This window comes from Streptomyces sp. WP-1, assembly GCF_030450125.1.
In the GTDB taxonomy this organism is placed as follows: Bacteria; Actinomycetota; Actinomycetes; order Streptomycetales; family Streptomycetaceae; genus Streptomyces; species Streptomyces incarnatus.
The window spans coordinates 6,314,997-6,339,787 of record NZ_CP123923.1; the positions used below are offsets into that span (position 1 = coordinate 6,314,997).

22 protein-coding genes and 1 pseudogene are annotated in these 24,791 nt (G+C 71.5%); 20 read left to right on the forward strand and 3 right to left on the reverse strand.

Annotation, left to right across the window (positions count from 1 at the left end; genetic code table 11):
- The first annotated feature begins 100 nt into the window (after positions 1 to 100).
- The 16 genes and pseudogenes from QHG49_RS27980 to QHG49_RS28055 all read left to right on the forward strand — a co-directional run bounded on the left by QHG49_RS27980 (position 101) and on the right by QHG49_RS28055 (position 16,801).
- On the forward strand, positions 101 to 1,360 hold the full coding sequence (locus tag QHG49_RS27980) for an MFS transporter (protein ID WP_145483684.1): 1,260 nt from the start codon (positions 101 to 103) through the stop codon (positions 1,358 to 1,360).
- A gap of 9 nt (positions 1,361 to 1,369) precedes the next feature.
- Complete coding sequence (gene pafA / locus QHG49_RS27985; protein WP_145483686.1) at positions 1,370 to 2,731, forward strand: Pup--protein ligase; 1,362 nt, start codon at positions 1,370 to 1,372, stop codon at positions 2,729 to 2,731.
- 149 nt (positions 2,732 to 2,880) lie between these two features.
- Positions 2,881 to 3,882, forward strand: coding sequence for an FKBP-type peptidyl-prolyl cis-trans isomerase (locus QHG49_RS27990; protein WP_145483689.1), 1,002 nt, complete (start codon positions 2,881 to 2,883; stop codon positions 3,880 to 3,882).
- Positions 3,883 to 3,964: 82 nt separating this feature from the next.
- Entirely contained in the window at positions 3,965 to 4,336 is a 372-nt protein-coding gene (locus QHG49_RS27995; RefSeq protein WP_145483691.1) for an FKBP-type peptidyl-prolyl cis-trans isomerase, read from the forward strand.
- A gap of 148 nt (positions 4,337 to 4,484) precedes the next feature.
- Positions 4,485 to 5,462 (forward strand): YafY family protein, encoded by a 978-nt coding sequence (locus tag QHG49_RS28000; RefSeq protein WP_145483695.1) that lies wholly within the window; start codon positions 4,485 to 4,487, stop codon positions 5,460 to 5,462.
- A gap of 14 nt (positions 5,463 to 5,476) precedes the next feature.
- The gene (locus QHG49_RS28005; protein WP_145483698.1) at positions 5,477 to 6,496 is read left to right on the forward strand and encodes a YafY family protein; all 1,020 of its coding nucleotides are present in this window, start codon (positions 5,477 to 5,479) and stop codon (positions 6,494 to 6,496) included.
- Between the two features lie 244 nt (positions 6,497 to 6,740).
- A complete protein-coding gene (locus tag QHG49_RS28010; protein ID WP_145484118.1) occupies positions 6,741 to 7,001 on the forward strand; it encodes a hypothetical protein in 261 nt (86 codons plus the stop codon).
- Positions 7,002 to 7,065: 64 nt separating this feature from the next.
- Positions 7,066 to 7,260, forward strand: coding sequence for a hypothetical protein (locus tag QHG49_RS28015; RefSeq protein WP_145483702.1), 195 nt, complete (start codon positions 7,066 to 7,068; stop codon positions 7,258 to 7,260).
- A 233-nt stretch (positions 7,261 to 7,493) separates the two neighbouring features.
- On the forward strand, positions 7,494 to 7,781 hold the full coding sequence (gene tatA / locus QHG49_RS28020; RefSeq protein WP_145483705.1) for a Sec-independent protein translocase subunit TatA: 288 nt from the start codon (positions 7,494 to 7,496) through the stop codon (positions 7,779 to 7,781).
- 47 nt (positions 7,782 to 7,828) lie between these two features.
- Positions 7,829 to 8,770, forward strand: a complete 942-nt coding sequence (gene tatC, locus QHG49_RS28025) for a twin-arginine translocase subunit TatC (protein ID WP_186337799.1) — start codon at positions 7,829 to 7,831, stop codon at positions 8,768 to 8,770.
- An 86-nt stretch (positions 8,771 to 8,856) separates the two neighbouring features.
- Entirely contained in the window at positions 8,857 to 11,709 is a 2,853-nt protein-coding gene (locus QHG49_RS28030; protein ID WP_145483707.1) for an RNA helicase, read from the forward strand.
- Positions 11,710 to 12,023: 314 nt separating this feature from the next.
- Positions 12,024 to 13,682, forward strand: a complete 1,659-nt coding sequence (locus QHG49_RS28035) for an ATP-binding protein (protein ID WP_301491696.1) — start codon at positions 12,024 to 12,026, stop codon at positions 13,680 to 13,682.
- Positions 13,679 to 14,083, forward strand: a complete 405-nt coding sequence (locus QHG49_RS28040; protein ID WP_037651243.1) for a roadblock/LC7 domain-containing protein — start codon at positions 13,679 to 13,681, stop codon at positions 14,081 to 14,083. Before QHG49_RS28035 ends, QHG49_RS28040 begins: the two co-directional genes overlap by 4 nt.
- A 233-nt stretch (positions 14,084 to 14,316) precedes the next feature.
- Positions 14,317 to 14,661 (forward strand): annotated as a pseudogene (locus tag QHG49_RS28045) (DUF742 domain-containing protein); the annotation flags it as partial.
- Complete coding sequence (locus QHG49_RS28050; protein WP_145483712.1) at positions 14,642 to 15,262, forward strand: ATP/GTP-binding protein; 621 nt, start codon at positions 14,642 to 14,644, stop codon at positions 15,260 to 15,262. The pseudogene QHG49_RS28045 and the gene QHG49_RS28050, both read left to right, overlap by 20 nt.
- A gap of 39 nt (positions 15,263 to 15,301) precedes the next feature.
- Entirely contained in the window at positions 15,302 to 16,801 is a 1,500-nt protein-coding gene (locus QHG49_RS28055; RefSeq protein ID WP_301491697.1) for a cytochrome P450, read from the forward strand.
- A gap of 10 nt (positions 16,802 to 16,811) precedes the next feature.
- On the opposite strand, the gene QHG49_RS28060 is transcribed toward QHG49_RS28055, so the two are convergent.
- The gene (locus QHG49_RS28060; protein WP_301491698.1) at positions 16,812 to 17,759 is read right to left on the reverse strand and encodes a pseudouridine synthase; all 948 of its coding nucleotides are present in this window, start codon (positions 17,757 to 17,759) and stop codon (positions 16,812 to 16,814) included.
- A 138-nt stretch (positions 17,760 to 17,897) separates the two neighbouring features.
- Between QHG49_RS28060 and QHG49_RS28065 the strand changes: the two genes are divergently transcribed.
- Both QHG49_RS28065 and QHG49_RS28070 read left to right on the forward strand, forming a co-directional pair.
- Complete coding sequence (locus tag QHG49_RS28065) at positions 17,898 to 18,488, forward strand: GNAT family N-acetyltransferase (RefSeq protein WP_301491699.1); 591 nt, start codon at positions 17,898 to 17,900, stop codon at positions 18,486 to 18,488.
- A gap of 56 nt (positions 18,489 to 18,544) precedes the next feature.
- The gene (locus QHG49_RS28070) at positions 18,545 to 19,477 is read left to right on the forward strand and encodes a 5'-nucleotidase (RefSeq protein ID WP_301491700.1); all 933 of its coding nucleotides are present in this window, start codon (positions 18,545 to 18,547) and stop codon (positions 19,475 to 19,477) included.
- Positions 19,478 to 19,505: 28 nt separating this feature from the next.
- Here the strand turns inward: QHG49_RS28070 and QHG49_RS28075 are convergent, their stop codons facing one another.
- Positions 19,506 to 20,354, reverse strand: a complete 849-nt coding sequence (locus QHG49_RS28075) for a siderophore-interacting protein (RefSeq protein ID WP_145483724.1) — start codon at positions 20,352 to 20,354, stop codon at positions 19,506 to 19,508.
- Positions 20,355 to 20,487: 133 nt separating this feature from the next.
- The gene (locus QHG49_RS28080; RefSeq protein ID WP_244319822.1) at positions 20,488 to 21,417 is read right to left on the reverse strand and encodes a 5'-3' exonuclease; all 930 of its coding nucleotides are present in this window, start codon (positions 21,415 to 21,417) and stop codon (positions 20,488 to 20,490) included.
- Between the two features lie 247 nt (positions 21,418 to 21,664).
- Between QHG49_RS28080 and QHG49_RS28085 the strand changes: the two genes are divergently transcribed.
- Together QHG49_RS28085 and QHG49_RS28090 are read left to right on the forward strand one after the other, a co-directional pair.
- Positions 21,665 to 22,750 carry a glycine betaine/L-proline ABC transporter ATP-binding protein gene (locus QHG49_RS28085; protein ID WP_301491701.1) on the forward strand — a complete coding sequence of 362 codons (1,086 nt, stop codon included), beginning with the start codon at positions 21,665 to 21,667 and terminating at the stop codon, positions 22,748 to 22,750.
- Positions 22,743 to 24,545, forward strand: coding sequence for an ABC transporter permease/substrate binding protein (locus QHG49_RS28090; RefSeq protein WP_301491702.1), 1,803 nt, complete (start codon positions 22,743 to 22,745; stop codon positions 24,543 to 24,545). Before QHG49_RS28085 ends, QHG49_RS28090 begins: the two co-directional genes overlap by 8 nt.
- Positions 24,546 to 24,791 lie beyond the last annotated feature (246 nt).

Consider the following 24,791-nt stretch of genomic DNA (forward strand, 5'->3'; position numbering starts at 1 on the left):
GGACGCCTGAACAGCGCACATGGTACGTATGAGAGGAGAAGTTATACGTAACACTTGGGGCGTCGAGGCGCCCGGTGCGAGCCACGGGAGGCGCCGCGACATGGCCACGGGTTATCTGGAGATACTCCGGGCGCGGCACGCGCTGCGGCTGCTGACGGGCACGTTGGTGGGCCGGCTGCCCAATGCGACGGCGGCGATCGCCCTGGTGCTGTTCGTGCGGGCGTCGGGCGGTACGTACAGCCTGGCGGGCGCGCTGGCGGCGGTGTACGGCGTGGCGAACGCGGTCGGGCAGCCGGTGCTGGGCCGGCTGGTGGATCTGTACGGGCAGCCGCGGGTGCAGTTGCCCGCGGCGGTGCTGGCGGCGTTGTCGATGACGGTGTTCGCGTTCGCGGGCACCGGTTCGCTGCCGCTGGCGTATGCGGCGGTGGCGGCCTCGGGGCTGTGCGCGCCGCCGCTGGAGGGCGGGCTGCGGGCGCTGTGGCCGTCGGTGCTGCGGGGCGAGGAGCAGGTGCACGCGGCGTACGCGATGGACGCGGTGGCGCAGGAGGTCATGTTCACGGTGGGGCCGCTGCTGGTGACGGTGTGCGCGGCGGTGTGGGACGCGCGGGTGGCGCTGCTGGTGCTGAATGCGCTGGGGGTGCTGGGCGCGCTGTCGGTGGTGGTGTCGGCGCCGTCGCGGGCGTGGCGGTCGGCGCCCCGGGAGGCGCACTGGCTGGGCGCGTTGCGTTCGCCGGGGCTGCTGGTGCTGCTGGGGGCGTTCCTGTTCGTGGGGATGGCGCTGGGTTCGATCACGGTGGCGTCGGTGTCGTACGCGGACGGTCATGGCGGGGACGCGGTGTACGGCTGGCTGATGGCGGGGCTGGGGCTGGGTGCCCTGGTGGGTGGTTCGGTGTACGGGGCGCGGCAGTGGGCGGGGGCGCCGGAGCGGCGACTGCGGATGCTGGTGGCGCTCCTGGCGGTGTGTTATCTGCCGTTGATGCTGATGCCGGGCGCGGTGGCGATGGTGCTGCTGTCGGTGGTGTCGGGGGTGTTCCTGGCGCCGTGCATCGCGTGCGCGTTCATCCTGGTGGACCGGCACGCGCCGCGCGGGACGGTCACGGAGGCGTTCTCGTGGCTGGTGACGACGTTCACGGTGGGTGCGTCGGTGGGTACGGGGCTCGCGGGGCCGGTGGTCCAGGCCGGTGGCACGGTGTGGGGTTTCGCGGTGCCGGGGGCGGCCGGGGCGGTGTCGTTGCTGGTGTTGCTGGCGACGGGCCGGGTCCTCGCAGCTCCCGCGCGGGGCGCGGTCGTTGCGGCTTCATCGGAAAATGATCCAAATCGTGCTGTCGAACCCCGTTTCAGCTCAACGGATCGGGCGTAATGTTCCCTCATGGACCGCCGCATTTTCGGGCTGGAGAACGAGTACGGCGTCACGTGCACGTTCAGGGGACAGCGCCGCCTGTCGCCTGACGAGGTGGCGCGGTACCTCTTCCGCCGTGTCGTGTCATGGGGCCGCAGCAGCAATGTCTTTCTGCGGAACGGTGCCCGGCTGTATCTCGACGTGGGCTCACATCCGGAATACGCGACACCCGAGTGTGACAATGTGATCGAACTGGTCACCCACGACAAGGCCGGCGAGCGCATTCTCGAGGGACTCCTGGTGGACGCGGAACGACGCCTGCACGAGGAGGGAATCGCGGGCGACGTCTACCTGTTCAAGAACAACACCGATTCGGCGGGTAACTCGTACGGCTGCCATGAGAACTATCTGGTGGCGCGGCACGGCGAGTTCTCCCGGCTCGCGGACATTCTGATCCCGTTCCTGGTCACGCGGCAGTTGCTGTGTGGCGCGGGGAAGGTGCTGCAGACTCCGCGGGGTGCCGTGTACTGCGTGAGCCAGCGTGCCGAGCACATCTGGGAGGGCGTGTCGTCGGCGACGACGCGTTCCCGGCCGATCATCAACACCCGTGACGAGCCGCACGCGGACGCGGAGCGCTACCGCCGGCTGCATGTCATCGTGGGCGACTCGAACATGTCGGAGACGACGATGCTGCTGAAGGTCGGGGCGACCGACCTGGTGCTGCGGATGATCGAGGCGGGCACGGTGATGCGGGATCTGACCCTGGAGAACCCGATCCGGGCGATCCGCGAGGTCAGCCATGACATCACGGGGCGGCGCAAGGTGCGTCTGGCCAGTGGCCGGGAGGCGTCGGCGCTGGAGGTGCAGCGCGAGTACTTCGACAAGGCGGTGGACTTCTGCGAGCGCCGCGGGATCCGTACGGGGACGGTCGAGCGGGTCCTTGAGCTGTGGGGCCGCACCCTGGACGCGATCGAGTCGGAGGAGCTGGACCGGATCGAGACCGAGATCGACTGGGTGATGAAGTACAAGCTCATCGAGCGGTACCGGGCCAAGCACAACATGACGATGTCGCATCCGCGGGTCGCGCAGATAGACCTCGCGTATCACGACATCCACCGTCGGCGCGGGTTGTACTACCTGCTGGAGAAGAAGGGGCAGGCGGCGCGGATCTGCAATGACGTGCGGATCTTCGAGGGCAAGTCGGTTCCGCCGCAGACGACTCGGGCGCGGCTGCGCGGTGACTTCATCCGGCGGGCGCAGGAGCAGCGCCGGGACTTCACGGTGGACTGGGTGCATCTGAAGCTCAACGACCAGGCGCAGCGCACCGTGTTGTGCAAGGACCCGTTCCGTTCGGTGGACGACCGGGTGGAGAAGCTGATCGCCGGAATGTAGCCGTCCGGCTGCCGGTGGCGGGTGTGGCGTTGCGGTGGTGGTCTGCCGCAACGCCACACGCGTGTCGTGCGTTTCGCGTGCGGCGCCCGTGTCGGTCGTAGAGTTGCGCGCACGTCATCCGCAAGACCGACCGATTACGAGGCTCTTCCGTGCGCCGACGTTCGCTTCTTCTCGCCACCGTTCCCGCTGGACTGGTCACGCTCGCCGGGTGCGGCGGCAAGTCCGGTTCGAGTCAGGCAGGCGCGTCTCCGTCACCCTCGGCGCCGAGTGCGCCGCCGCCCAAGATCGTGGACGGTCCGCTGCCGGCGATCACGGCGGGTACGCGCTTCGGTGAGAAGCCGACGGTGGCGAAGGGCACGGGCGCGCCGTCGAAGAATCTGGCGGTGCGCACGGCGATCCCGGGGACGGGTCGTACGGTCGCGGAGAACGACTTCGTCCAGGCGAACTACCTGGGCCAGATCTGGGACACCGGCAAGGTGTTCGACAATTCGTACGACCGGCATGCGCCGCTGGTGATGCAGCTGGCGCAGGGCAGTCTGATCGACGGCTGGCGGTACGGCCTGGTCGGGAAGAAGACCGGCAGCCGGGTGGAGATCGCGGTGCCGCCGACCTGGGGCTACGGCAAGGCGGGCAATCCGCAGGCGGGGATCAAGGGGACGGACACGCTGGTCTTCGTCGTCGATGTGATCGATTCGTTCAACTCGAAGAGTTCGGCGCGGGGCAAGGCGGTTCCGCAGAACGATCCGGCGCTGCCGAAGGTCGCCACGGTCACCGACGGCACGGTTCCGGTGGTGAAGGTGCCGCACACGAGCGCGCCGGACAAGCTGGTGTCCACGTATGTGCTGGAGGGCGACGGTCCGGAGCTGAAGGCGGATCAGACGGTGCTCTGCCAGTTCCAGGGGCTTGTGTGGGACGGCGGCAAGACGTTCCAGCGGACGTACGGTTCGGGGCGGTTGAGCCAGTTCTCGCTGTCGCAGATGCAGGAGACGGTCAAGGGGCTGGCGCAGGGGCTGGTCGGCAAGAAGGTGGGCAGCCGGGTGCTGGTGGTGGTGCCGCCGCAGCTGGGGTACGGCGACAATCCGCCGAGCGGCGGCCCGGTCGGCAAGGGGGCGACGCTGGTGTTCACGGTGGACATCCTGGCCGCGATGTAGGGGGTGTCCGTGTGGGGCGGTGGGGGTGCGGGGATGAAAGACTGTCCGTGTTTCGTGTCGTACCTACGCAGGAGCTTTTGACGTGAACATCGAGAAGCCCGAGATCGACTTCCCCGAGGGCGAGGCCCCGAAGGACCTTGAGATCAAGGACATCTGGGAGGGCGACGGGCCGGTCGCGCAGGCGGGTCAGAACGTGACCGTGCACTACGTCGGTGTCGCCTTCAGCACCGGTGAGGAGTTCGACGCCAGCTGGAACCGCGGCACCCCGTTCCGCTTCCCGCTGGGTGGCGGCCGCGTCATCGCGGGCTGGGACCGCGGTGTGCAGGGCATGAAGGTCGGTGGCCGCCGCCAGCTGACCATTCCGGCCCACCTCGCCTACGGCGACCAGAGCCCGACCCCGGCGATCAAGCCGGGCGAGACGCTGATCTTCGTGGTGGACCTGCTCGCGGTCTGAGCCGTACCCGAGCCATCGGCCGTTTCCGACCGGATCCGACCGTCTGGGGCCCATGCCTGTCCGGGCATGGGCCCTCGGCTTTTGTCCCCGCGCCCGGGAGCGGTACGGTCGACGGTCGGAAGCACAAAACAGAAGGCGAAGGGCGTCGATGGCCATTGCCAAGGCCGAGCGGCTGATGAACCTCGCGCTGTGCCTGCTCGGCGCACGGCGGCCGCTCAGCAAGCGCGAGCTGCGCGACTCCATCGAGGCGTATGTCGAATCCGTGCGCCCCGAGAAGGGCGGCAGCGGCAGCGACGACTCCTTCAACCGGATGTTCGAGCGCGACAAGGACGATCTGCGCGAGCTGGGCCTGGTGATCGAGACCGTCGAGAACCTCGACGGCGAGGTCGGCTATCTCGCCCGCCGCGACAGCAACCGGCTGCCGCCCATCACGCTGGACGCCGAGGAGGCCGCCGCGCTGGGCCTGGCCGCCAAGGTCTGGCAGCAGGCCCGGCTCGCCGGTGCCGCCAGCGGCGCCCTGCAGAAGCTGCGCGCGGCCGGGCTGCCCGAGGAGGTCGACCCGTACGAGGGGCATGCCGCGCTGGAGCCGCGCATCCCGGTGCACGAGGCCGCTTTCGAGCCGCTGATGCTGGCCTGCCGCGACCGCCGCCCGGTCCTGTTCGACTACCGCAAGGCCTCCGCCGCCCACCCCGAGCCCCGGCATGTCGAGCCGTGGGCGCTGGAGTGCTGGCGCGGCCACTGGTACCTGGCCGGCTTCGACCGGGACCGGGGCGCCGAGCGCGTCTTCCGGCTGTCCCGGATCACCGGCAAGGTCCGCTCGCGCGGTACGGGCTTCACCGTGCCCGTGCCCGACGTGGTGACCGTGCGCGAGACCGTGGCGGGCTGGGCCGGTGAGACGGCCGACCGCTCGGCGCTGATCCGGCTGCGCTCCGGTGCCGGGTACCCGCTGCGGGCGAAGGCCGCGAAGGTGCGGGAACTCGGTGACGGCTGGGACGAGTTGGAGATTCCGTACGGCCATGGCCTGGACGCCTGGCTGGTGGAGTTCGGGCCCGATGTGGTGGTCGTGGAGCCGGCCGAGCTGCGGGCCGATGTGGTGGACCGGCTGCGCGCCGTGGCCAAGGGCTGAGGGGGAGCAGGACTGTGGCAGGCAAACCGGCCAGGGCCGTCAACGCCATCGACCAGACCCGGCGGATGCTCTCCCTGGTGACCTATCTGCGCGAGCGGCCCGGCGCCCGGATCGCGGACGTGGCCCGCGCCTTCGGGATCACCGAGGACGAGCTGGTCGCCGACCTCGATCTGCTGCCGATGTGCGGGACCAGCTTCCGCGGCGGCGATCTGCTGGACATCGACACCGACGGCGAGCGGATCTGGTGGCACAACCCGGCCGCGCTCGGCGAGGAGGCCGCGGAGCCGCTGCGGCTGGCCGCCGACGAGGCCACCGCCCTGCTGGTGGCCGCCCGCGCGGTGGCCACGCTGCCGGGGCTGCGCGAGGGCGACCGCCAGGCGCTGCTGCGCGCCACCGCCAAGGTGGAGACGGCGGCGGGCGAGGCCGCGGGCGCCAGCTCCCGGCTGTCGGTGACCTTCGAGTCGGAGGGCGGCGTCTTCGCGGACGTGGACCGTGCCATCTCCGAGCGCCGCCGGCTGTGGATCCGCTACTACTCCCCGGCCCGCGACGAGGTCACCGAGCGCGAGATCGACCCGATCCGCCTGGTCAGCGTCGGCCACACCTATGTCGAGGCGTGGTGCCGGCGCTCCGAGGCCCGGCGCACCTTCCGGCTCGACCGGGTCGCCGAGATCCGCGTCCTGGACGAGCCGTCCGCGCCGCCCGAGGTGGAGCTGCGCGATCTGTCCGAGGCGCTGGTCCAGCCCGCCGCCGAGGACCCCGAGGTGGTCATCGAGGTCGGGCCCGGCGGCCGCTGGGTCGCCGAGTACTACCCGCACGACAGCGCCGAGGAGCTGTCCGACGGCGGGCTGCGCATCACCCTGCGCACCCCCGAACCGGCCTCCCTGCGCCGCCTGGCGCTGCGCCTGGGCCGCGACGGCCGGATCGTCTCCCCGCCCGAGCTGGCCGACAGCGCCCGCCGCGCGGCCGCCGAGGCGCTGGCGGCGTACGACGTCCCGCACGGACCGGCGCCGGAAGCCGCCGGGGCGCGCGGATGAGCCGCGGGGCGGCGGGGCCCGCCTGTTCCTTAGGGCGTGTCCACCGTGACCGTGCCCGCTGCGCGCGGCCGGGGCGCCCGGACGGCGGGCGAGCGGCGGTCCGGTCGGTGGTCCGGGCGTCCGGCCCGCCGGTGGACCGGCCCGCGGGCCGGTCGGCGGGTCGGCTGAGGGACCGGTCGGTGGTCCGGCCGGCGAAAGAGGAGTGACGGCTGTGAACGAGACCGCGGTGTCCGAGGCGAGCGGGATGACGGTGGCGACCGCGTTCGCGGGGATGCGGGGCGTGGTCCCCGTGGTGTTCAGGGCGGGCTGCCCGGACTGCCGGGGCCGCTTCGAGCTGTCCGCGAGCGCGCTGCGGCTGGCCATCGGGGCCAGCGACCGGACCACGTTCTACTCCTTCACCTGCCCCGACTGCGGTGCCTCGGTCCGCAAGCCGGCCGGGGAGCGCATCGTGGAGCTGCTCACGGACGGCGGGGTGCGGACCCTGCGGCTCCACTCGACGGTGTAGCCGGTGGCCGCCCCCGGTGCGGCCGGGTGCGGGGCGGCCCGCCGGACGGTCTAGGCTCGGCCTCATGTTCTGGCCGATGTTCGCGGTAGCCATGGGGTTCCTGGGCCTCGCCGTCCTGGGAGTCCTCGCCGTCCGGGTGTTCGTGGAGGCGCGCCGCCTCGGGCGGCAGGTCGCGGACTCCGCGCGGCGCATCAACCGGGCGGCCGAGGACCTGGAACGGTCGGCGGTGAGCGTGGCCCGGGCGGTGGACGCCCTGTGATGTCGTCTTGTGATGCGCTTTGGGTCACTTCGCCCTGTCACCTTGCCGCTTCCGCCAGGTACGCTGCTGGTCGCGGCCCGGAGATCGAGGCGCGGTCCGCAGAGCTGGAGTACGCACGGGGTGTGTCCGACGTTCACCCCCGGGCGATACGATCGCTGCCGGCACGATGGTCGGACACCTGTCCGATCGGTCGGACAAGCCGTCGCCCCGCCTCAGTGAGAAGGTGAAGACTTATGTTCCGCAACGCACTTGAGCCGTGGCACCTGGTGCTTCTGGTGCTGGTCATCGTCCTCGTGTTCGGTTCCAAGAAGCTCCCGGACATGGCCCGTTCCCTCGGCAAGTCCGCTCGCATCCTGAAGAGCGAGGCCAAGGCGATGAAGGACGACGGTGGCAAGCAGAACGCCGCCTCCGCCCCGTCCGCCGAGGAGCCGGCCCCCGCGCAGCGCACGATCCAGGCCGCGCCCGGCGATGTGACCAGCTCCCGCCCGGTCAACGAGCCGACCGACTCCACCCAGCGCTGACGCGAGGACCGGGGGTCCCGGTCCGCTGCACGAGATGAGGATGTGGGTTGCCCAAGTCCGCCCGCACGGAGAGGGACCCCGAGGGGCGCATGCCGCTCGGGGATCACTTGCGTGAGCTGCGCAACCGGCTCACCAAGGGTGTCCTGGCGATCGTCGTCGTCACGATCGTCTCCGCCTTCTTCTACAAGGACATCATCGACATCATCACCGCGCCGCTGCTGCGTTCGGTGGGCTGCCACCAGTCCTTCGGTGAGCTGTCGCAGGCCAGCAAGGACACCCACTGCGCGCACATCACGATCGGCGACCTGCTGGGCCCGTTCACGCTGGCCCTGAAGGCGTCGCTGACCGCCGGTGTGGTGCTGGCCTCCCCGGTCTGGCTCTACCAGCTGTGGGCGTTCGTCGCGCCCGGCCTGCACCGCCACGAGAAGAAGTACGCGTACGCGTTCGTCGGCTTCGGCGTGCCGCTGTTCCTCGGCGGCGGCTTCCTCGCGTACCACGTGCTGCCCATCACGGCGAAGGTGATGATCGACCTCACCCCGTCCGGGGTGGAGAACCTGCTGTCGCTGGACAAGCTGCTCGACCTGGTCACGCGCATGGTGGTGGTCTTCGGACTCGCCTTCGAGATGCCGCTGCTGCTGGTCATGCTCAACCTGACGGGCATCCTGACCGGCAAGCGCATGCTCGGCTGGTGGCGGGCCATGGTCGTCGGCATCGCCGCCTTCGCGGCGGTGGCCACGCCCGGCGCGGACCCCATGTCGATGCTGGCGCTGGCGGCGCCGATCTGGGCGCTCTTCTTCATCGCGGTGGCCTTCTCGCTGCTCAACGACCGGCGCCGGGCCCGCCGCGCGGACGACGGACTGTCGGACGACGAGGCCTCCGAGCTGGACCTCACGCCCGAGGCGGTCGGCGAGGTGGAGTCCGTGAGCGCGAGCTCCGCCCCCGAGCTGCCGGCCAAGGACCACGTCAACGGCTACGACGATGTGACCTGACCCACATCGCGGGGCGAGGCGTAGTGCCCCCGGACCGGGTTCTCCCGGGCCGGGGGCATTTCTCCGCTCAGCGCACGTTCCGGATAATGATCGTCCTGTTGTCGGTGGGGCCCGGTACGCTCGAAAGCACGATGACAGAGGACCTCTCACCGGCCGAGCGGTACGCGGCGGCCCGCCAGCGGGCAGCCGAGCAGGCCACCGCGCTCGCATCCTTCCGCGAGATGTACGACTTCGGCCTCGACCCCTTCCAGATCGAGGCCTGCCAGGCACTCGAAGCCGGCAAGGGCGTGCTGGTCGCCGCCCCCACCGGCTCGGGCAAGACGATCGTGGGCGAGTTCGCCGTCCACCTCGCCCTGCTCCAGGGCAAGAAGTGCTTCTACACGACACCCATCAAGGCGTTGTCCAACCAGAAGTACGCCGACCTGTGCCGCCGCTACGGCGCGGACAAGGTCGGCCTCCTCACCGGCGACAACAGCGTGAACTCCGAGGCACCGGTGGTCGTGATGACCACCGAGGTGCTCAGGAACATGCTGTACGCGGGCTCCCAGACCCTGCTGGGCCTCGGCCATGTGGTCATGGACGAGGTGCACTACCTCTCCGACCGCTTCCGCGGCGCCGTCTGGGAGGAGGTGATCATCCATCTGCCCGCCTCCGTGACCCTGGTCTCGCTGTCGGCGACCGTGTCGAACGCGGAGGAGTTCGGCGACTGGCTGGACACCGTCCGCGGCGACACCGAGGTGATCGTCTCCGAGCACCGGCCCGTGCCGCTGTTCCAGCATGTGCTGGCCGGGCGGCGGATGTACGACCTGTTCGAGGAGGGCGAGGGCCACAAGAAGGCCGTCAACCCCGACCTGGCGCGCCTCGCGCGGATGGAGGCGACCCGGCCGTCGTACCAGGACCGCCGCCGCGGGCGGTCGATGCGGGAGGCCGACCGGGAGCGGGAGCGCCGCCAGCGTTCACGGGCGTGGACGCCGGGCCGCCCCGAGGTCATCGAGCGCCTGGACGCCGAGGGCCTGCTGCCGGCCATCACCTTCATCTTCAGCCGCGCCGGCTGCGAGGCCGCCGTACAGCAGTGCCTGTACGCGGGGCTCAGGCTGAACGACGAGGAGGCGCGGGAGCGGGTCAGGGCCCTGGTCGAGGAGCGCACCGCCCATATCGCCTCGGAGGATCTGCACGTCCTCGGGTACTACGAGTGGCTGGAGGGCCTGGAGCGGGGCATCGCCGCCCATCACGCGGGCATGCTGCCGACCTTCAAGGAGGTCGTGGAGGAGCTGTTCGTGCGCGGCCTGGTCAAGGCCGTGTTCGCGACCGAGACCCTCGCGCTCGGCATCAACATGCCCGCCCGCTCGGTGGTGCTGGAGAAGCTCGTCAAGTGGAACGGCGAGCAGCACGCCGACATCACGCCGGGCGAGTACACCCAGCTGACGGGCCGTGCGGGCCGGCGGGGCATCGACGTCGAGGGCCACGCCGTGGTGCTCTGGCAGCGGGGGATGAGCCCCGAGCATCTGGCCGGTCTGGCGGGTACCCGTACGTATCCGCTGCGCTCCAGCTTCCGGCCGTCGTACAACATGGCGGTCAACCTGGTCGAGCAGTTCGGTCGGCACCGTTCGCGCGAGCTGCTGGAGACGTCGTTCGCGCAGTTCCAGGCGGACCGCTCGGTCGTCGGGATCTCCCGGCAGGTGCAGCGCAACGAGGAGGGGCTGGCCGGTTACCAGGCCTCCATGACCTGCCACCTCGGCGACTTCGAGGAGTACGCGCGGCTGCGGCGCGAGCTGAAGGACCGGGAGACGGAGCTGGCCCGGCAGGGCGCCCACCTGCGGCGGTCCGAGGCGGCCGCGTCGCTGGAGAAGCTGAGGCCGGGCGATGTCATCCATGTGCCCACGGGCAAGTACGCGGGGCTCGCCCTGGTGCTGGACCCGGGTCTGCCCGCCGGGCGTTCCCACGGGCATCGCGGCTACGACCACCAGGACGGGCCGCGCCCGCTGGTGCTGACGGCCGAGCGGCAGGTCAAGCGGCTGGCGTCGATGGACTTCCCGGTGCCGGTGGAGGCGCTGGACCGGATGCGGATCCCGAAGACGTTCAACCCGCGCTCGCCGCAGTCGCGCCGGGACCTGGCGTCCGCGCTGCGCTCCAAGGCCGGGCACATCCCGCCGGAGCGGGCCCGCAAGAAGCGCTCCCAGGCCGCCGACGACCGGGAGATCGCCCGGCTGCGCACCGCCCTGCGCGCGCACCCCTGCCATGGCTGCGACGACCGCGAGGACCACGCCCGCTGGGCCGAGCGCTACCACCGGCTGCTGCGCGACACCTCGCAGCTGGAGCGCCGGATCGAGGGCCGTACGAACACCATCGCGCGGACCTTCGACCGGATCGTCGCCCTGCTGACCGAGCTGGACTATCTGCGGGGCGACGAGGTCACTGAGCACGGCCGGCGGCTCGCCCGGCTCTACGGCGAACTGGACCTGCTGGCCAGCGAATGCCTGCGCGAGGGCGTCTGGGAGGACCTCGCGCCCGCCGAACTCGCCGCGTGCGTCTCGGCGTTGGTGTACGAGGCACGGCTCAGCGACGACGCGACGGCGCCCAAGGTGCCCTCCGGCAAGGCGAAGGCCGCGCTGGGGGAGATGGTGCGCATCTGGGGCCGGCTGGACGGTCTGGAGGAGGACTTCCGGATCAGCCAGACCGAGGGCGTGGGCCAGCGCGAGCCCGATCTCGGTTTCGCCTGGGCCGCCTACATGTGGGCGTCGGGCAAGGGCCTGGACGAGGTGCTGCGCGAGGCGGAGATGCCCGCGGGCGACTTCGTGCGCTGGTGCAAGCAGGTGATCGATGTGCTGGGGCAGATCTCGGCGGCGGCGCCCCGCGAGGGCTCGACCGTGGCGAAGGCCGCGCGCAAGGCCGTCGATCAGCTGCTGCGGGGTGTGGTGGCCTACTCGTCGGTCGGCTGACCGGCAGCTCGGCGATGACCGGCTCACCCTTCGGGGTGAGCCGGTTTTCGTATGCCCGTACACCCTGACCGAACGTGTTCGAACGGAAGCTCAGCGTGCAAATGGGGTCGAGAGTACTCCTGGTGCCGGGGGATTTCAGGCGGTCGCTGAATATGACACGGCGATGATCCGGTCGGACTAAGCTCGCCCGCGGCGCACCAAGTTGAGGTAATTCGCGCGCCTGTTCCCAAACATGCCGAAGATCCGGTCTGTGCCATGAATCTTCCCCCCGAAAACTCTTCCGACACCCAGCCGATCCGTCCCAGAAGGCATCCATGGTGAGTGTTCCGAAGCCGCCCGGTCGCCGGGAACGTCCCTACGCCCGCGTCCTGTTGCCGCCCGTCATGGTGATGGCCGTGGCGAGCGCGGTCGCCGCCGCCCTGGTGCCGCAGCCGGCCCGGGTCGCGGTCGGCCTGTGCGGGGCCCTCGCCGTACTCCTCGTCCTGGTCACCGGCGGCGAGGCCGCCCGGCGCGGCCGCCTGCTGCGCGAGGAGCGGGCCGCGCACGCCCATGACACCGCCTGCCTGGAGGAGCGGCTCGCCGACCACGAGGCGCTGATCCACCGCTTCGCCAAGGACATCCTGCCGTGGGGCTTCGCCCGGCTCTCGCGCGGCGAGATGCTCCGCGACGTCATGGCGAACGTCTACGACGCCGACCCCGACCTGCGCGTCCTGCCCGACGTCTACCGCGAGATGACCCGGGTCGCGCTGCGTGGCGCCGACCACGAGATCACCATGCGGATCGCCACCGAGCGCTCCTTCGTCAGCATCGCCCGCCGCGTCCAGGCCATCGTGCACCAGCAGGCCGTGGAACTGCGGGAGATGGAGGAGGACCACGGCCGCAACCCCGAGGTCTTCGACGACCTGCTGCGCCTGGACCACGGCAGCTCGCTGATCGGCCGGCTCGCCGACACCATCGGCGTCCTCGGCGGCGGGCGCCCCGGCCGCCAGTGGCCCCTGCCGGTGTCCCTCTACAGCACCCTGCGCGGCGCCATGTCCCGGATCCTGGACTACCACCGCATCCACCTGGCGTCGATCTGCAACATCAACATCAAGGGCACCGCGGTCGAGCCGGTCATCCACGCCGCGGCCGAACTCTTCGACAACGCCACCCGCTACTCGCCGCCCACCACCAAGGTGCACGTCACCGCCGTGGAGGTGCAGACGGGCATCGTCATCGAGATCGAGGACGCCGGGGTCAGCCTCAACGAGGAGTCCCGGATCCGCATCGAGAAGATGATCGAGGACGCCAAGAACGGCGACGACGCGCACAACCTCGGCGACAACCCGCGCCTCGGCCTCGCCGTCGTCGGGCGGCTGTGCAAGCAGTTCGACATGGAGGTCTCGCTGCGCACCTCCGCGTACGGCGGGCTGCGCGCGATCCTCATCGTGCCGCGCGTGATGACCACCACCGAGCCCGGCGTCGGCGTCGCCCACGGCATCGGCGCGACCGGCATCCCGATGCCCGAACTCGGCGCCGTCGAGGGCCCCAAGCGCCGCCCCAAGAAGCGCCGCCCCACCAGCCCCAAGATCCCCGCCGGTATCTCCATGGAGGACGACGTCCCCGAGGTCACCGAGTGGACGGCGGGCGGGCTGCCGCAGCGCCGCAGCAGGATGAAGGTCCCGCTGAGCCAGCGCTGGGCCGAGGAGGCCGCCATCGAGCGGGCCGAACGTGAGGGCCACCCCACCATCTGGTCCCAGACCCGCCGGGAACCCGAGCCCGAGCCGGAGGTGGACCCCGAGCGCAAGAAGCTCATCGAACGCCCCCCGGGCATGTGGATCGACGACTTCTTCGACGGGCTGCGCAAGGGCATGCCCGAGGGCGCCACCGCCCCCGAGCTGACCGACTTCACGCTCAACCCCACCAAGTACCTGCACCTGATCGATGACTCGGCCGCCCCCACCGAGGCCGACGACGAGGGGACCGTCCAGTGATCCAGCAGCGAGGCAACTTCGACTGGATGCTCAAGCAGCTCAACGACGGAGTGCCGGGCATCGAGATGATCGTGGTGCTCTCCTCCGACGGCCTGCGCATCGCCCGCTACGGCGGCGATCCCGACGCCGCCGACCGGGTGGCCGCCGCCTGCGCGGGCGTGCAGAGCCTGGCGGGCGCCATCATCCAGGAGATCCCCGGCGCCGGGGAGATGAAGGTCGTCGTCGTGGAGATCGAGGGCGGCTACTTCTATCTGATGAACGCGGGCGCCAACGCCTACCTCGCCGTGCTCGCCGACGTCACCTGCGAACCGGGCCGGATGAGCGGCATGATGCGCGACCTCGTCGTGCGGATCGGCGCCCACCTCACCAGTCCGCCCCGGCGGGACGGGCAGACCGTATGACCCCTCCACGACGACAACGGCGCGCGCCGAACCCGCCGACCACCCCGCCGCCGTCCCCGTCCTCGCCGCGGTTGCGGCCGCCTCCGTACGCCGATCCGGCGGACGGCCGTACCCCGCACGGCCCGGCGGACGGCCGTACCCCGCACGGCCCGGCGGACGGCCGGTCCCCGCACGGCGCCGCGGCCGGCGCGCACGCGCCCGCGGCCGCCGGCGGACCGCCCGCGCACGGCACCCCGGACGGCCAGCCCCCGCCCCGCAACCCCGAGCGGCTCTACGCCGTCACCGGGACCGCCGACGGCGGCCGCGCCGAACTCGACCTCGTGACCCTGATCGTGGCCCGCCGGACCCCGCCGCCCGGTGCCTCGCCGGAGCACACGGCGGTGCTCGACCTGTGCGCCGCCCCGCTGTCCCTGGCCGAGCTGTCGGCCTACCTCACCCTGCCGTTCAGCGCGATGACCGTACTGATCACGGAGATGATCACGGCCGAACTGGTGCAGGCGCGCGCCCCGGCCACCCGCCGCACGGCCCCCGACCGTTCCCTCCTCGAAGCGGTGATGCATGGACTTCAAAGGCTCTGACACGATCCCCGGACCGCGCACCGCGGACCAGCTGCCGCACACGGCCCAGGCCGCGGTGAAGATCGTGATCGTGGGCGGCTTCGGCGTCGGCAAGACCACCATGGTCGGCTCCGTCAGCGAGATCAAACCGCTGACCACCGAGGAGACCATGACCCAGGCCGGCATCGGGATCGACGACAACTACGGCTCCGAGTCCAAGACCGCCACCACCGTCGCCATGGACTTCGGCCGGATCAGCATCACCGACAAACTGGTGCTCTACCTCTTCGGCACCCCGGGCCAGGAGCGCTTCTGGTTCCTGTGGAACGGCCTGTTCGAGGGCGCGCTCGGTGCGGTCGTGCTCGTCGACACCCGGCGCCTGGAGGTCAGCTTCGACGTCATGGGCCGCCTGGAGGAACGCGGCGTGCCCTTCGTGGTCGCCGTCAACTCCTTCCCGGACGCGCCCCGTTACCCCGTCGAGGAACTGCGCACCGCGCTCGATCTGACCCCCGAGATCCCGATCGTCGAATGCGATGTGCGCCGCCGCGCCTCCAGCAAGGACGTGCTGCTCACCCTGATGCGGTTCCTGCACTCGCTCGCCCTCTCCGGCGCCCTCACCTGACTCACCCGCACTCCTTATTTCCGTTCCGGAGCGATCACTGTGACGCCTGAACACCAGCCTCCGACCGGCACCTCGGCCACCGGCACCCACGACCCCCTGTTCGGCCCGCCACCCGGCTGCCCCGCACACGGCCTCGGACCCGGGGGACTGCACCGGCTCTACGGCGCGGGCGCGGAGGACCTGGACGACCTCTACGAACGGCTGCGCGAACAGTACGGCCCGGTCGCCCCCGTACTGCTGCACGACGACGTACCGATGTGGGTGGTGCTCGGGCACGCCGAGAACCTCCAGGTGGTGCGCAGCCCCTCGCAGTACACCCGCGACAGCCGCATCTGGGCCCCGCTCCTGGACGGCCGGGTCAAACAGGACCACCCGCTGATGCCGCACATCGCCTGGCAGCCCATCTGCTCCCATGCCGAGGGCGACGAACACCTGCGGCTGCGCAACGCCGTCACCTCCGCCATGGCCACCATCGACCACCGCAGTGTCCGCCGGCACATCGGCGGCCACACCCAGCACCTGGTCAACGGGTTCTGCGAACGGGGCCGCGCCGACCTCGTCGCGCAGTTCGCCGAGCATCTGCCGATGGCGGTGCTGTGCGAGATCCTCGGCATGCCCGAGGAGTACAACGACCGGATGGTGCAGGCCGCCCGGGACGCCCTCAAGGGCACCGAGACCGCCATCCAGAGCCACGCCTACGTCATGGACGCGCTGAACCGGCTCACCCTGCGCCGCCGCGCCCAGCCCGAGGACGACTTCACCAGCCACCTCGTCATGCACGAGGCCCGGCTCAGCGACGACGAGGTCCGCGAACACCTGCGGCTCGTCCTGTTCGCCGCCTACGAGGCCACCGCCAACCTGCTCGCCAACGCGCTGCGCATGGTCCTGACCGAACCCGGGTTCCGGGCCCGGCTCAACGGCGGGCAGATGACCGTGCCGGAGGCGATCGAGCAGTCCCTGTGGGACGAGCCGCCCTTCAGCACCGTCTTCGGCTACTACGCCAAGCAGGACACCGAGCTGGGCGGGCAGCGCATCGCCAAGGGCGACGGGATCCTGTTCGCGCCCGCGCCGGGCAACATCGACCCGCGGGTACGGCCCGACCTGGCCGCGAGCATGCAGGGCAACCGCTCCCACCTCGCCTTCGGCGGCGGCCCGCACGAGTGCCCGGGGCAGGACATCGGGCGCGCCATCGCCGACGTCGGCGTCGACGCCCTGCTGACCCGGCTGCCGGACGTCCAGCTGGCCTGCGCCGAGGACGATCTGCGCTGGCGCTCCTCCATCGCCTCCCGGCACCTGGTGTCGCTGCCGGTCAGGTTCGAACCCAAGCCGCAGCAGGACACCGACATGCCGCCCCGCGCCTACGCGGGCCCCGGCCTGCCCCCCGATCTGCGGCTGCCCGCCCAGCGCCGGGAGTCGCAGGGCGCCGCGCTCCCCGCGGCCGTACCGCCGCCCCGGCCCGCGCCGCTGCCGCCGATGCCGGTCGGCGCCCCGGCGCGGGGGCCCTGGCAGCGGCTGCTGCGCTGGTGGCGCGGCGAGTGAGCGGTCCGGGTCAGCCCGCCGCCCACTCGGGGTAGGAGGCCCAGGCCAGCAGGGTGCGCCCGCTGGTGAAGGCGTGCTCGGCGCCGGTGACCGGATCGGTGAACTCCAGCCTCCGTGCGAGCAGTTGCAGGGGGCGGCGGAAGTCACCGGCCGGCACCGGGGGGAGCACCCGCGGATAGAGCGGGTCGCCGAGGATGGGCACGCCGAGCGCGCTCAGATGCACCCGCAGCTGATGGGTCTGCCCGGTGCGCGGGAGCAGCCGGTAGCGGCCGAGCCCGTCCCGCCGGTCCACCAGCTCCACCCGGGTCTCGGCGTTGGGCTCGCCCTCGATCTGTCGGGCGGCCTGCACCCCGCGCTCCTTCAGGATCCGGCTGCGCACGGTCCGGGGCAGGGTGAGCGCCGCGTCGTACGGCGCCACGGCCTCGTACTCCTTGGCGACCCGGCGGGCGCCGAACAGCGTCTGGTACGCGCCGCGTTCCTCGGGCCGTACCGTGAACAGCACCAGTCCGGCGGTGAGCCGGTCCAGGCGGTGGGCGGCCGAGAGCGCCGGGATGCCCAGGTCGTGGCGGAGGCGGGCGAGCGCGGTCTGGGTGACATGGCTGCCGCGCGGGGTGGTGGCGAGGAAGTGCGGCTTGTCGGCCACGACGATGTGCTCGTCCCGGTACACGACCGGCAGCGGGAACGGCACGGGCACCTCGGCGGGCAGCTCCCGGTGGAACCATACGAACATCCCCGGCCGGTACGGCGCGTCCGCGGGCACCGCCCGCCCGTCGGCGCCCACGATCCGCCCGGCCGCGAACATCGCCTCGACCGTCCCGGGCCCGGCACCGGAGAGCCGCGCCACCAGATGCTCGCCGACGGTGGCCCACGCGCCGCCCGCGGGCAGCCGCACCCGCACGGGGTCGACCCCGTCGCGCTGGGGGAGCGGGGCGGGCGGGGGCGGCGTACGGCGTCTCACCTGGTCAAGGGTACGAGGGGAGGGGCGGGGGCGTGCGGGCATCGCGGGGTGGCCGTACGGCGGCCGGGGGTGACGGTCAGGGGTGCGAGGGGTGGGGTGTCGCCGAACGGCCGGGGGAGGGGGACCCGGGGCGGCAGTATGTGGACCGTGCCCCTTCTCACCAGCCCGGTGCTGACCGCCGGCGCCCTCGCCCGTACCGACCAGCCCGTCATCCCGGCCGGTGACGGCCTGGTGCTGCGCCCCTGGCGGGAGGCGGACGCGCCCGCCGTGTACGCGGCGTTCCAGGATCCGCTGATGCACCGCTTCCACGGCAGGTCCTGCGTGTCCGAGGCGGAGGCCGCCGGGTGGATCGCGCAGTGGCGGCGGGCGTGGGCCGGGGAGCGGGAGCCGCAGTGGGCGGTCGTGGAGGAGGGCACCGAGCGGCTGCTGGGCAGGGTCGCGCTGCGGCAGATCGAGCTGGCCGACGGCTTGGCCGAACTCGCCTACTGGACCGTGGCGCGGGCCCGCGGCCGTAACGTGGCGACCCGGGCGGCCGGCGCGCTGACGCACTGGGCGTTCGAGGAGATCGGTTTCCACCGGCTGGAGTTGATGCACTCCACCGCCAACGAGGCGTCCTGCCGGGTCGCCGCCAAGGCCGGTTTCGTCCCGGAGGGCACCCGGCGCAAGGCGTATCTGCACCTCGACGGCTGGCACGACATGCATCTGCACGCCCGGGTGCGCGGGGACTGAACCCGGGCGGGCGGCCGTGGGATCCCGGGGGCGATTCCGGTGTGAAGATAAGGCGCATGCCTGCCTATGACCTCGCGAACCGGCTCGTCGTCGGTGTCGCCTCCAGCGCCCTGTTCGATCTGCGCGAGTCCGACGCGGTGTTCAGGGAGCAGGGCGAGGAGGCCTACCGGGCCTACCAGGAGGAGAACCGGGACGACACGCTGCGCCCCGGGGTGGCGTTCGCGTTCATCCGCAGGCTGCTCTCGCTCAACGACCTCGGGGAGCCGGGCGATCCGCTGGTGGAGGTCATCATCCTGTCCCGCAACGACCCCGACACCGGGCTGCGGGTCATGCGCTCGATACAGGCCCATGAACTGCCCATCAGCCGGGCCGTGTTCATGCAGGGCCGGTCCCCGTACAAGTTCATGCCGGCGCTGAACATGTCGCTGTTCCTGTCGGCGAACGGCGACGATGTGCGGGAGGCCGTCGCGGCGGGGCTGCCCGCGGGGCATGTGCTGGGGGCGGCGTACCCGGACGACGCGGCGGACCGGGAACTGCGGATCGCGTTCGACTTCGACGGGGTGCTCGCCACCGACGCGGCCGAGCAGGTCTACCAGTCCGGGGGGCTGGAGGAGTTCCGGGCGCACGAGCTGCGCAACGCGGCGACTCCGCACGACGCGGGCCCGCTGCGGGACTTCCTCGCCGGGGTGAACCGGATCCAGAACCGGGAGGAGGAACGGCGCAGGACGCACCCGGACTACGAGGTGCGGGTCCATGTCTCCATCGTGACCGCGCGCAACGCCCCGGCGCACGAGCGTGCCGTGAACAGCCTCAAGCAGTGGGGCGTGCGGGTCAACGGCGCGTTCTTCCTCGGCGGCATAGACAAGGGCGCCGTGATGAAGGTGCTGGAGCCGCACATCTTCTTCGACGACCAGGTGACGCACCTGGAGAGCACGGCGCGGACGACCCCGAGCGTGCATGTGCCGTTCGGCGAGATCAACGCACGCTGAGGGGCCGGGGGTTCGCGCCGGGAGGGGCTCAGGCGGCGGCCCGAGCGCCGCTCTCCTGCTCCGCCTCGATGCGGGCGTTCCACTCGCGCTTGGACGCCTGCCAGCCGTCCTCGTTGTGACCGAGGCGCCAGTAGCCGGAGATCGAGAGGTCCTCGCGCGGGATCCGCAGGTCGACCCGGAGCATGCTGCGCAGCTCCTTCACGAAACCGGCCTCGCCGTGCACGAAGGCGTGCAGTCGGCCCTCGGGGAACTCCAGGGCGCGTACGGCCTCCAGCAGGGCGGCGCCGACCGGGCGGTCCCCGCGGTGCAGCCAGACGATCTCCGCGGCGGAGTCGATCTTCTGCTCCTCCTCGGGCCCGGCGACCTCCACGAAGGCGTGGGCCCGCGCGCCCGCGGGCAGCGTCTCCAGGGCGCGGGCGATGGCGGGCAGCGCGCTCTCGTCACCGACCAGCAGATGCCAGTCGGCGTCCGGGTCGGGGGCGTAGGCGCCGCCGGGACCCATGAAGCGCAGGCTCTCGCCGGGCTGGACGCGCAGCGCCCAGGGACCGGCCAGGCCCTCGTCGCCGTGGATCACGAAGTCCAGGGTCAGCTCGCGGTGCTCGGCGTCCCAGTCGCGCACCGTGTAGGTCCGGGTCACCGGCCACTGCTCGCGCGGGAACTCGGCGCGGATCCGCTCCAGGTCGAAGGGCTCCGGGTAGGTGACGCCCGGTGGACCGAACAGGAGCTTCACATAGTGGTCGGTGCAGGTGTCCGCCGCGAAGCCGGCGAGCCCGTCGCCGCCGAGCACCACGCGCTGCATGTGCGGGGTCAGCCGCTCGGTGCGCACCACCCGGGCGGTGTGGACCTTGCGCGGCTTTCGTTCCGGACGCTCTGCCATCACGGCCTCCTGCGTACTGGGTTAGGTATACCTAAGTTAACATCTCTCCTGGTGGCCCGATCTTCCTTTGTGGTTCAACGATCGCGCTTTGCTCGAAAATTGCCCACCTGACGGCCGCGTTTACGGGCGCTCCCTACGCGTCCAGCGTGGTCAGCAGCCGCTGGAGCGAGCCGCCGAGGCCCCACCGGGCCGCCAGTCCCTCAAGGCCCGCCGGATCGCGCGGGGCGCCCGGCAGCGCGGTGTCCACGTCCGGCAGCGGCACGTCACCGGCCACCCGCACCACCTCCGGCGCCACCGCCACATACGGCCGCGCCTCGGTCAGCCGGCGGCGCTGCGAGGGCGTGAGCCTCGCCTTCGGGTCGTCCACGGCCGCCATGATCCCGGCCAGGTCGCCGAACTCGGCGAGCAGCTTGGCGGCCGTCTTCTCGCCGATCCCGGGCACGCCCGGCAGCCCGTCGCTCGGGTCGCCGCGCAGCAGTGCCAGATCCGCGTACCCCCGTCCGTCGACGCCGTACTTCTCGCGCAGCACCGCCTCGTCGGTCACCTGGAGGGTGCCCACGCCCTTGAGCGGGTACAGCACCCGCACACCGCGGCCGTCGTCCACCAGCTGGTAGAGATCGCGGTCGCCGGTGACGATGTCGACCGGGCCCGTGGCGCGGGCGGTGAAGGTGCCGATCACGTCGTCCGCCTCGTAGCCGGCGACCCCGACGCGGGCGATGCCGATCGCGTCCAGCACGGATTCGATGACGGGCACCTGCGGGGCGAGGGTGTCCGGCACCTCCTCCGCGTCCGGCGCGCCGGTGTGCTCCTCGGCGACCCGGTGCGCCTTGTACGTGGGGATCAGATCGACCCGCCACTTCGGCCGCCAGTCGGCGTCCATGCAGGCCACCAGGTGGGTGGGCCGGTGGTCCTTGACCAGGCGGTCGATGAAGTCCAGCAGTCCGCGCACCGCGTTCACCGGGGTGCCGTCCGGTGCCTTCACGGAGTCGGGGACGCCGAAATAGGCGCGGAAGTACAGCGAGGCGGTGTCGAGGAGCATCAGTCGTCCGGTCACGTCTCGCATCATGCCGTACGCCACTGACAGTCACCCCCGCGTCACCCTCGCGCGCCCTTCGTCCTGGAACGCGTTGCGTGATGCGCATCGCGGTGAGCCCGGCCACGAATCGGTTTGCCTTCGCTTGACCTGGGGAGGCGCGCCGCCAGGAGCGAAGTAGTGCGCCTTTCAACTGCCGGGACCCCCGGGTCCCGGCCCGCTGACTGCCGGACGGACCTTCGCCTCCTGTCCCCTGTTCCCGAGACAAGAGGTTCGCGTGCAAGCCAGGCTTGAGGCGGAGCACCTGTTCAAGGTGTTCGGCAGACGACCGGACGAAGCGGTGGAGCGCCTGAAAGAGGGCACCGACCGGGAGGAACTGCGCGCCGACGGCACCATGGCCGCCGTGATCGACGCGTCCTTCCGCGTCGAGGCCGGCGAGATCTTCGTCGTCATGGGCCTGTCGGGCTCCGGCAAGTCCACCCTGCTGCGGATGCTCAACGGCCTGCTGGAGCCGACCGCGGGCACCGTGCGCTTCGACGGCGAGGAACTGACCGCGCTGGGCGACCGCGGCCTGCGCGAACTGCGCTCCCGGAAGATCAGCATGGTCTTCCAGCACTTCGCGCTGTTCCCGCACCGCAGCGTCCGCGAGAACGCCGCCTACGGCCTGGAAGTGCAGGGCGTGCCCCGCGCCGAGCGCGAACGCCGCGCCGACGAGGCGCTCGCCCTGTGCGGCCTGGCCGGCTGGGAGACGTCCTGGCCCGACGAGCTGTCCGGCGGCATGCAGCAGCGCGTCGGCCTCGCCCGCGCCCTGGCCACCGACGCCGACCTGCTGCTCATGGACGAGTCCTTCAGTGCCCTGGACCCGCTGATCCGCCGCGACATGCAGGACCAGCTCCTGGAGCTCCAGAAGACGCTGAAGAAGACCATCGTCTTCATCACCCACGACCTCAACGAGGCCATGCGCCTGGGCGACCGCATCGCCGTCATGCGCGACGGCCGCATCGTGCAGACCGGCACCGCCGAGGACATCCTGCTGCGCCCCGCGAACGACTACGTGGCCTCCTTCATCCAGGACGTCGACCGCTCCCGGGTGCTCACCGCGGGCGCCGTCATGGACACCGAGCTGCGCGGCGACGAGGCCGACTGCGGCTGCGAGACGGCGACGCCCGAGACGCCGTTCACCGAGCTGTGCGCGATCAGCGCCCGGCTGCCGCACCCGGTCGCCGTCCTCGACGCCGACCGCACCCTCGTCGGCGTGGTGCCCCGGCAGCGCCTGCTGGGCTTCCTCGGCGACGAACAGGGCGAGCCCGCCGCCTGCGACGGCTCCGGCACGGACGGGAAGAAGGTGATCGGCCATGCCTAGGCTGCCCCTCGGCGACTGGGTCGACTCCGGTGTGAACTGGCTGGTCGGCCACCTCTCCTGGCTCTTCGACGCCATCAAGGCCGTCATGGAGGGCATGTACAACGGCATCGACGCCGTCCTCGGCGCGCCCACCCCGCTGCTGATGGCCGGCATCCTCGCCGTCCTCGCCTGGTGGCTGCGCGGACTGCTCGCCGGTGTCCTCGCCTTCGCCGGATTCGCCCTGGTCGACTCGCTCCAGCTGTGGGACCAGGCGATGTCCACGCTCGCCCTGGTCCTGGTGGCCACCGTGATCGCCCTGGTGATCTCGATCCCGCTGGGCATCTGGGCGGCCCGCTCCAAGGCGGTCGGCGCCGCCGTACGGCCCGTCCTGGACCTGCTCCAGACGATGCCCTCCATGGTCCTGCTGATCCCGGCCATGCTCTTCTTCGGGCTCGGCACCGCGGCCGGTGTCGTGGCCACCCTGATCTTCGCCCTGGCCCCCGGCGTCCGCATGACCGAACTGGGCATCCGCCAGGTCGACGCCGAACTGGTCGAGGCCGCCGAGGCGTTCGGCACCACCCCGCGGAACATCCTGTGGCGCGTCCAGCTGCCGCTCGCCCTGCCGACCATCATGGCCGGCGTCAACCAGGTGATCATGCTGGGCCTGTCCATGGTCGTCATCGCCGGCATGGTCGGCACCGGCGGCCTCGGCGGCGCCGTGAACGAGGCCATCGGGCAGCTCGACATCGGTTACGGCTTCGAGGCCGGCGTCGGCATCGTCGTCCTCGCCATCTACCTGGACCGCATCACCGGCGCCCTGGGCACCCAGCTGTCCCCGTCCGGCCGCCGCGCCGCCGCCAAGGCGCCGAAGCGCGCCTGGTCGTACCGGCCGCGTCCGGTCGTCGCCGTCGTCGGGATCGTCGTCCTCGCGCTCGCCGCGGGCGGGATCGGCGTCTTCGGCTCCAACGGCACCACCTCCGAGGCCTCCGGCACCGACATCGGCAAGGGCAAGGAGGTCAAGATCGGCTACATCCCCTGGGACGAGGGCATCGCCTCCACCTTCCTGTGGAAGGAGATCCTCCAGGAGCGCGGCTTCAAGGTCACCACCACCCAGTACGCGGCCGGCCCCCTGTACACCGGCCTCGCCACCGGGCAGATCGACTTCGAGACCGACTCCTGGCTGCCCACCACGCACGCCGAGTACTGGAAGAAGTACGGCAAGCAGCTCGACGACCTCGGCAAGTGGTACGGCCCCACCTCCCTGGAGCTGTCCGTGCCCTCCTACGTGAAGGACGTCGACTCCCTGGCCGACCTCAAGGCGCACGCCTCCGAGTTCGGCGGGAAGATCGTCGGCATCGAGCCCAGCGCCGGCGAGATGAGCCTGCTCAAGACGAAGGTGCTCAAGGCGTACGGCCTCGACGGCAGCTACCAGGTGATCGACGGCTCGACCCCGGCCATGCTCGCCGAGCTCAAGCGCGCCTACGCCCGCAAGCAGCCGGTCCTCGTCACCCTCTGGTCCCCGCACTGGGCCTACAGCAGCTACGACCTGAAGAAGCTCAAGGACCCCAAGGGTGCCTGGGGCAAGGGCGACGGCGTGCACACCCTGTCCCGCAAGGGATTCGCCGGGGACAACCCGCAGGTCGCCCGCTGGCTGAAGAACTTCTCCATGACCGAGAAGCAGCTCACCGGCCTGGAGGCGAAGATCCAGGGGGCCGGAAAGGGCAAGGAGCAGGACGCGGTCCGCTCCTGGCTGCGCGAGAACCCCGGCCTGGTCGACAAGTGGGCGCCGGTCTCCGGCGAGCAGGCCGCGGGCTGACCCACGACCGGGCGGCCGGGTGACCTGACCGGCCCGGACCGCCACCCGAGGGGCGGACGGCACCGTACGACGACGGGGTACGGTGCCGTCCGCCCCTCGCGGTGTTCCCGGGGTTGAGGAGGCCGCGTCCCCTACGGGAAGAATCCGGCCAATCACCCAGCGTGATGAGTCCGGCTGGTGGGCATGTTCATCCCCGGGGAGGAAGCCGCGGGGGACGCCTTCGGACCGCCGGCGCCTGGCGCGAAC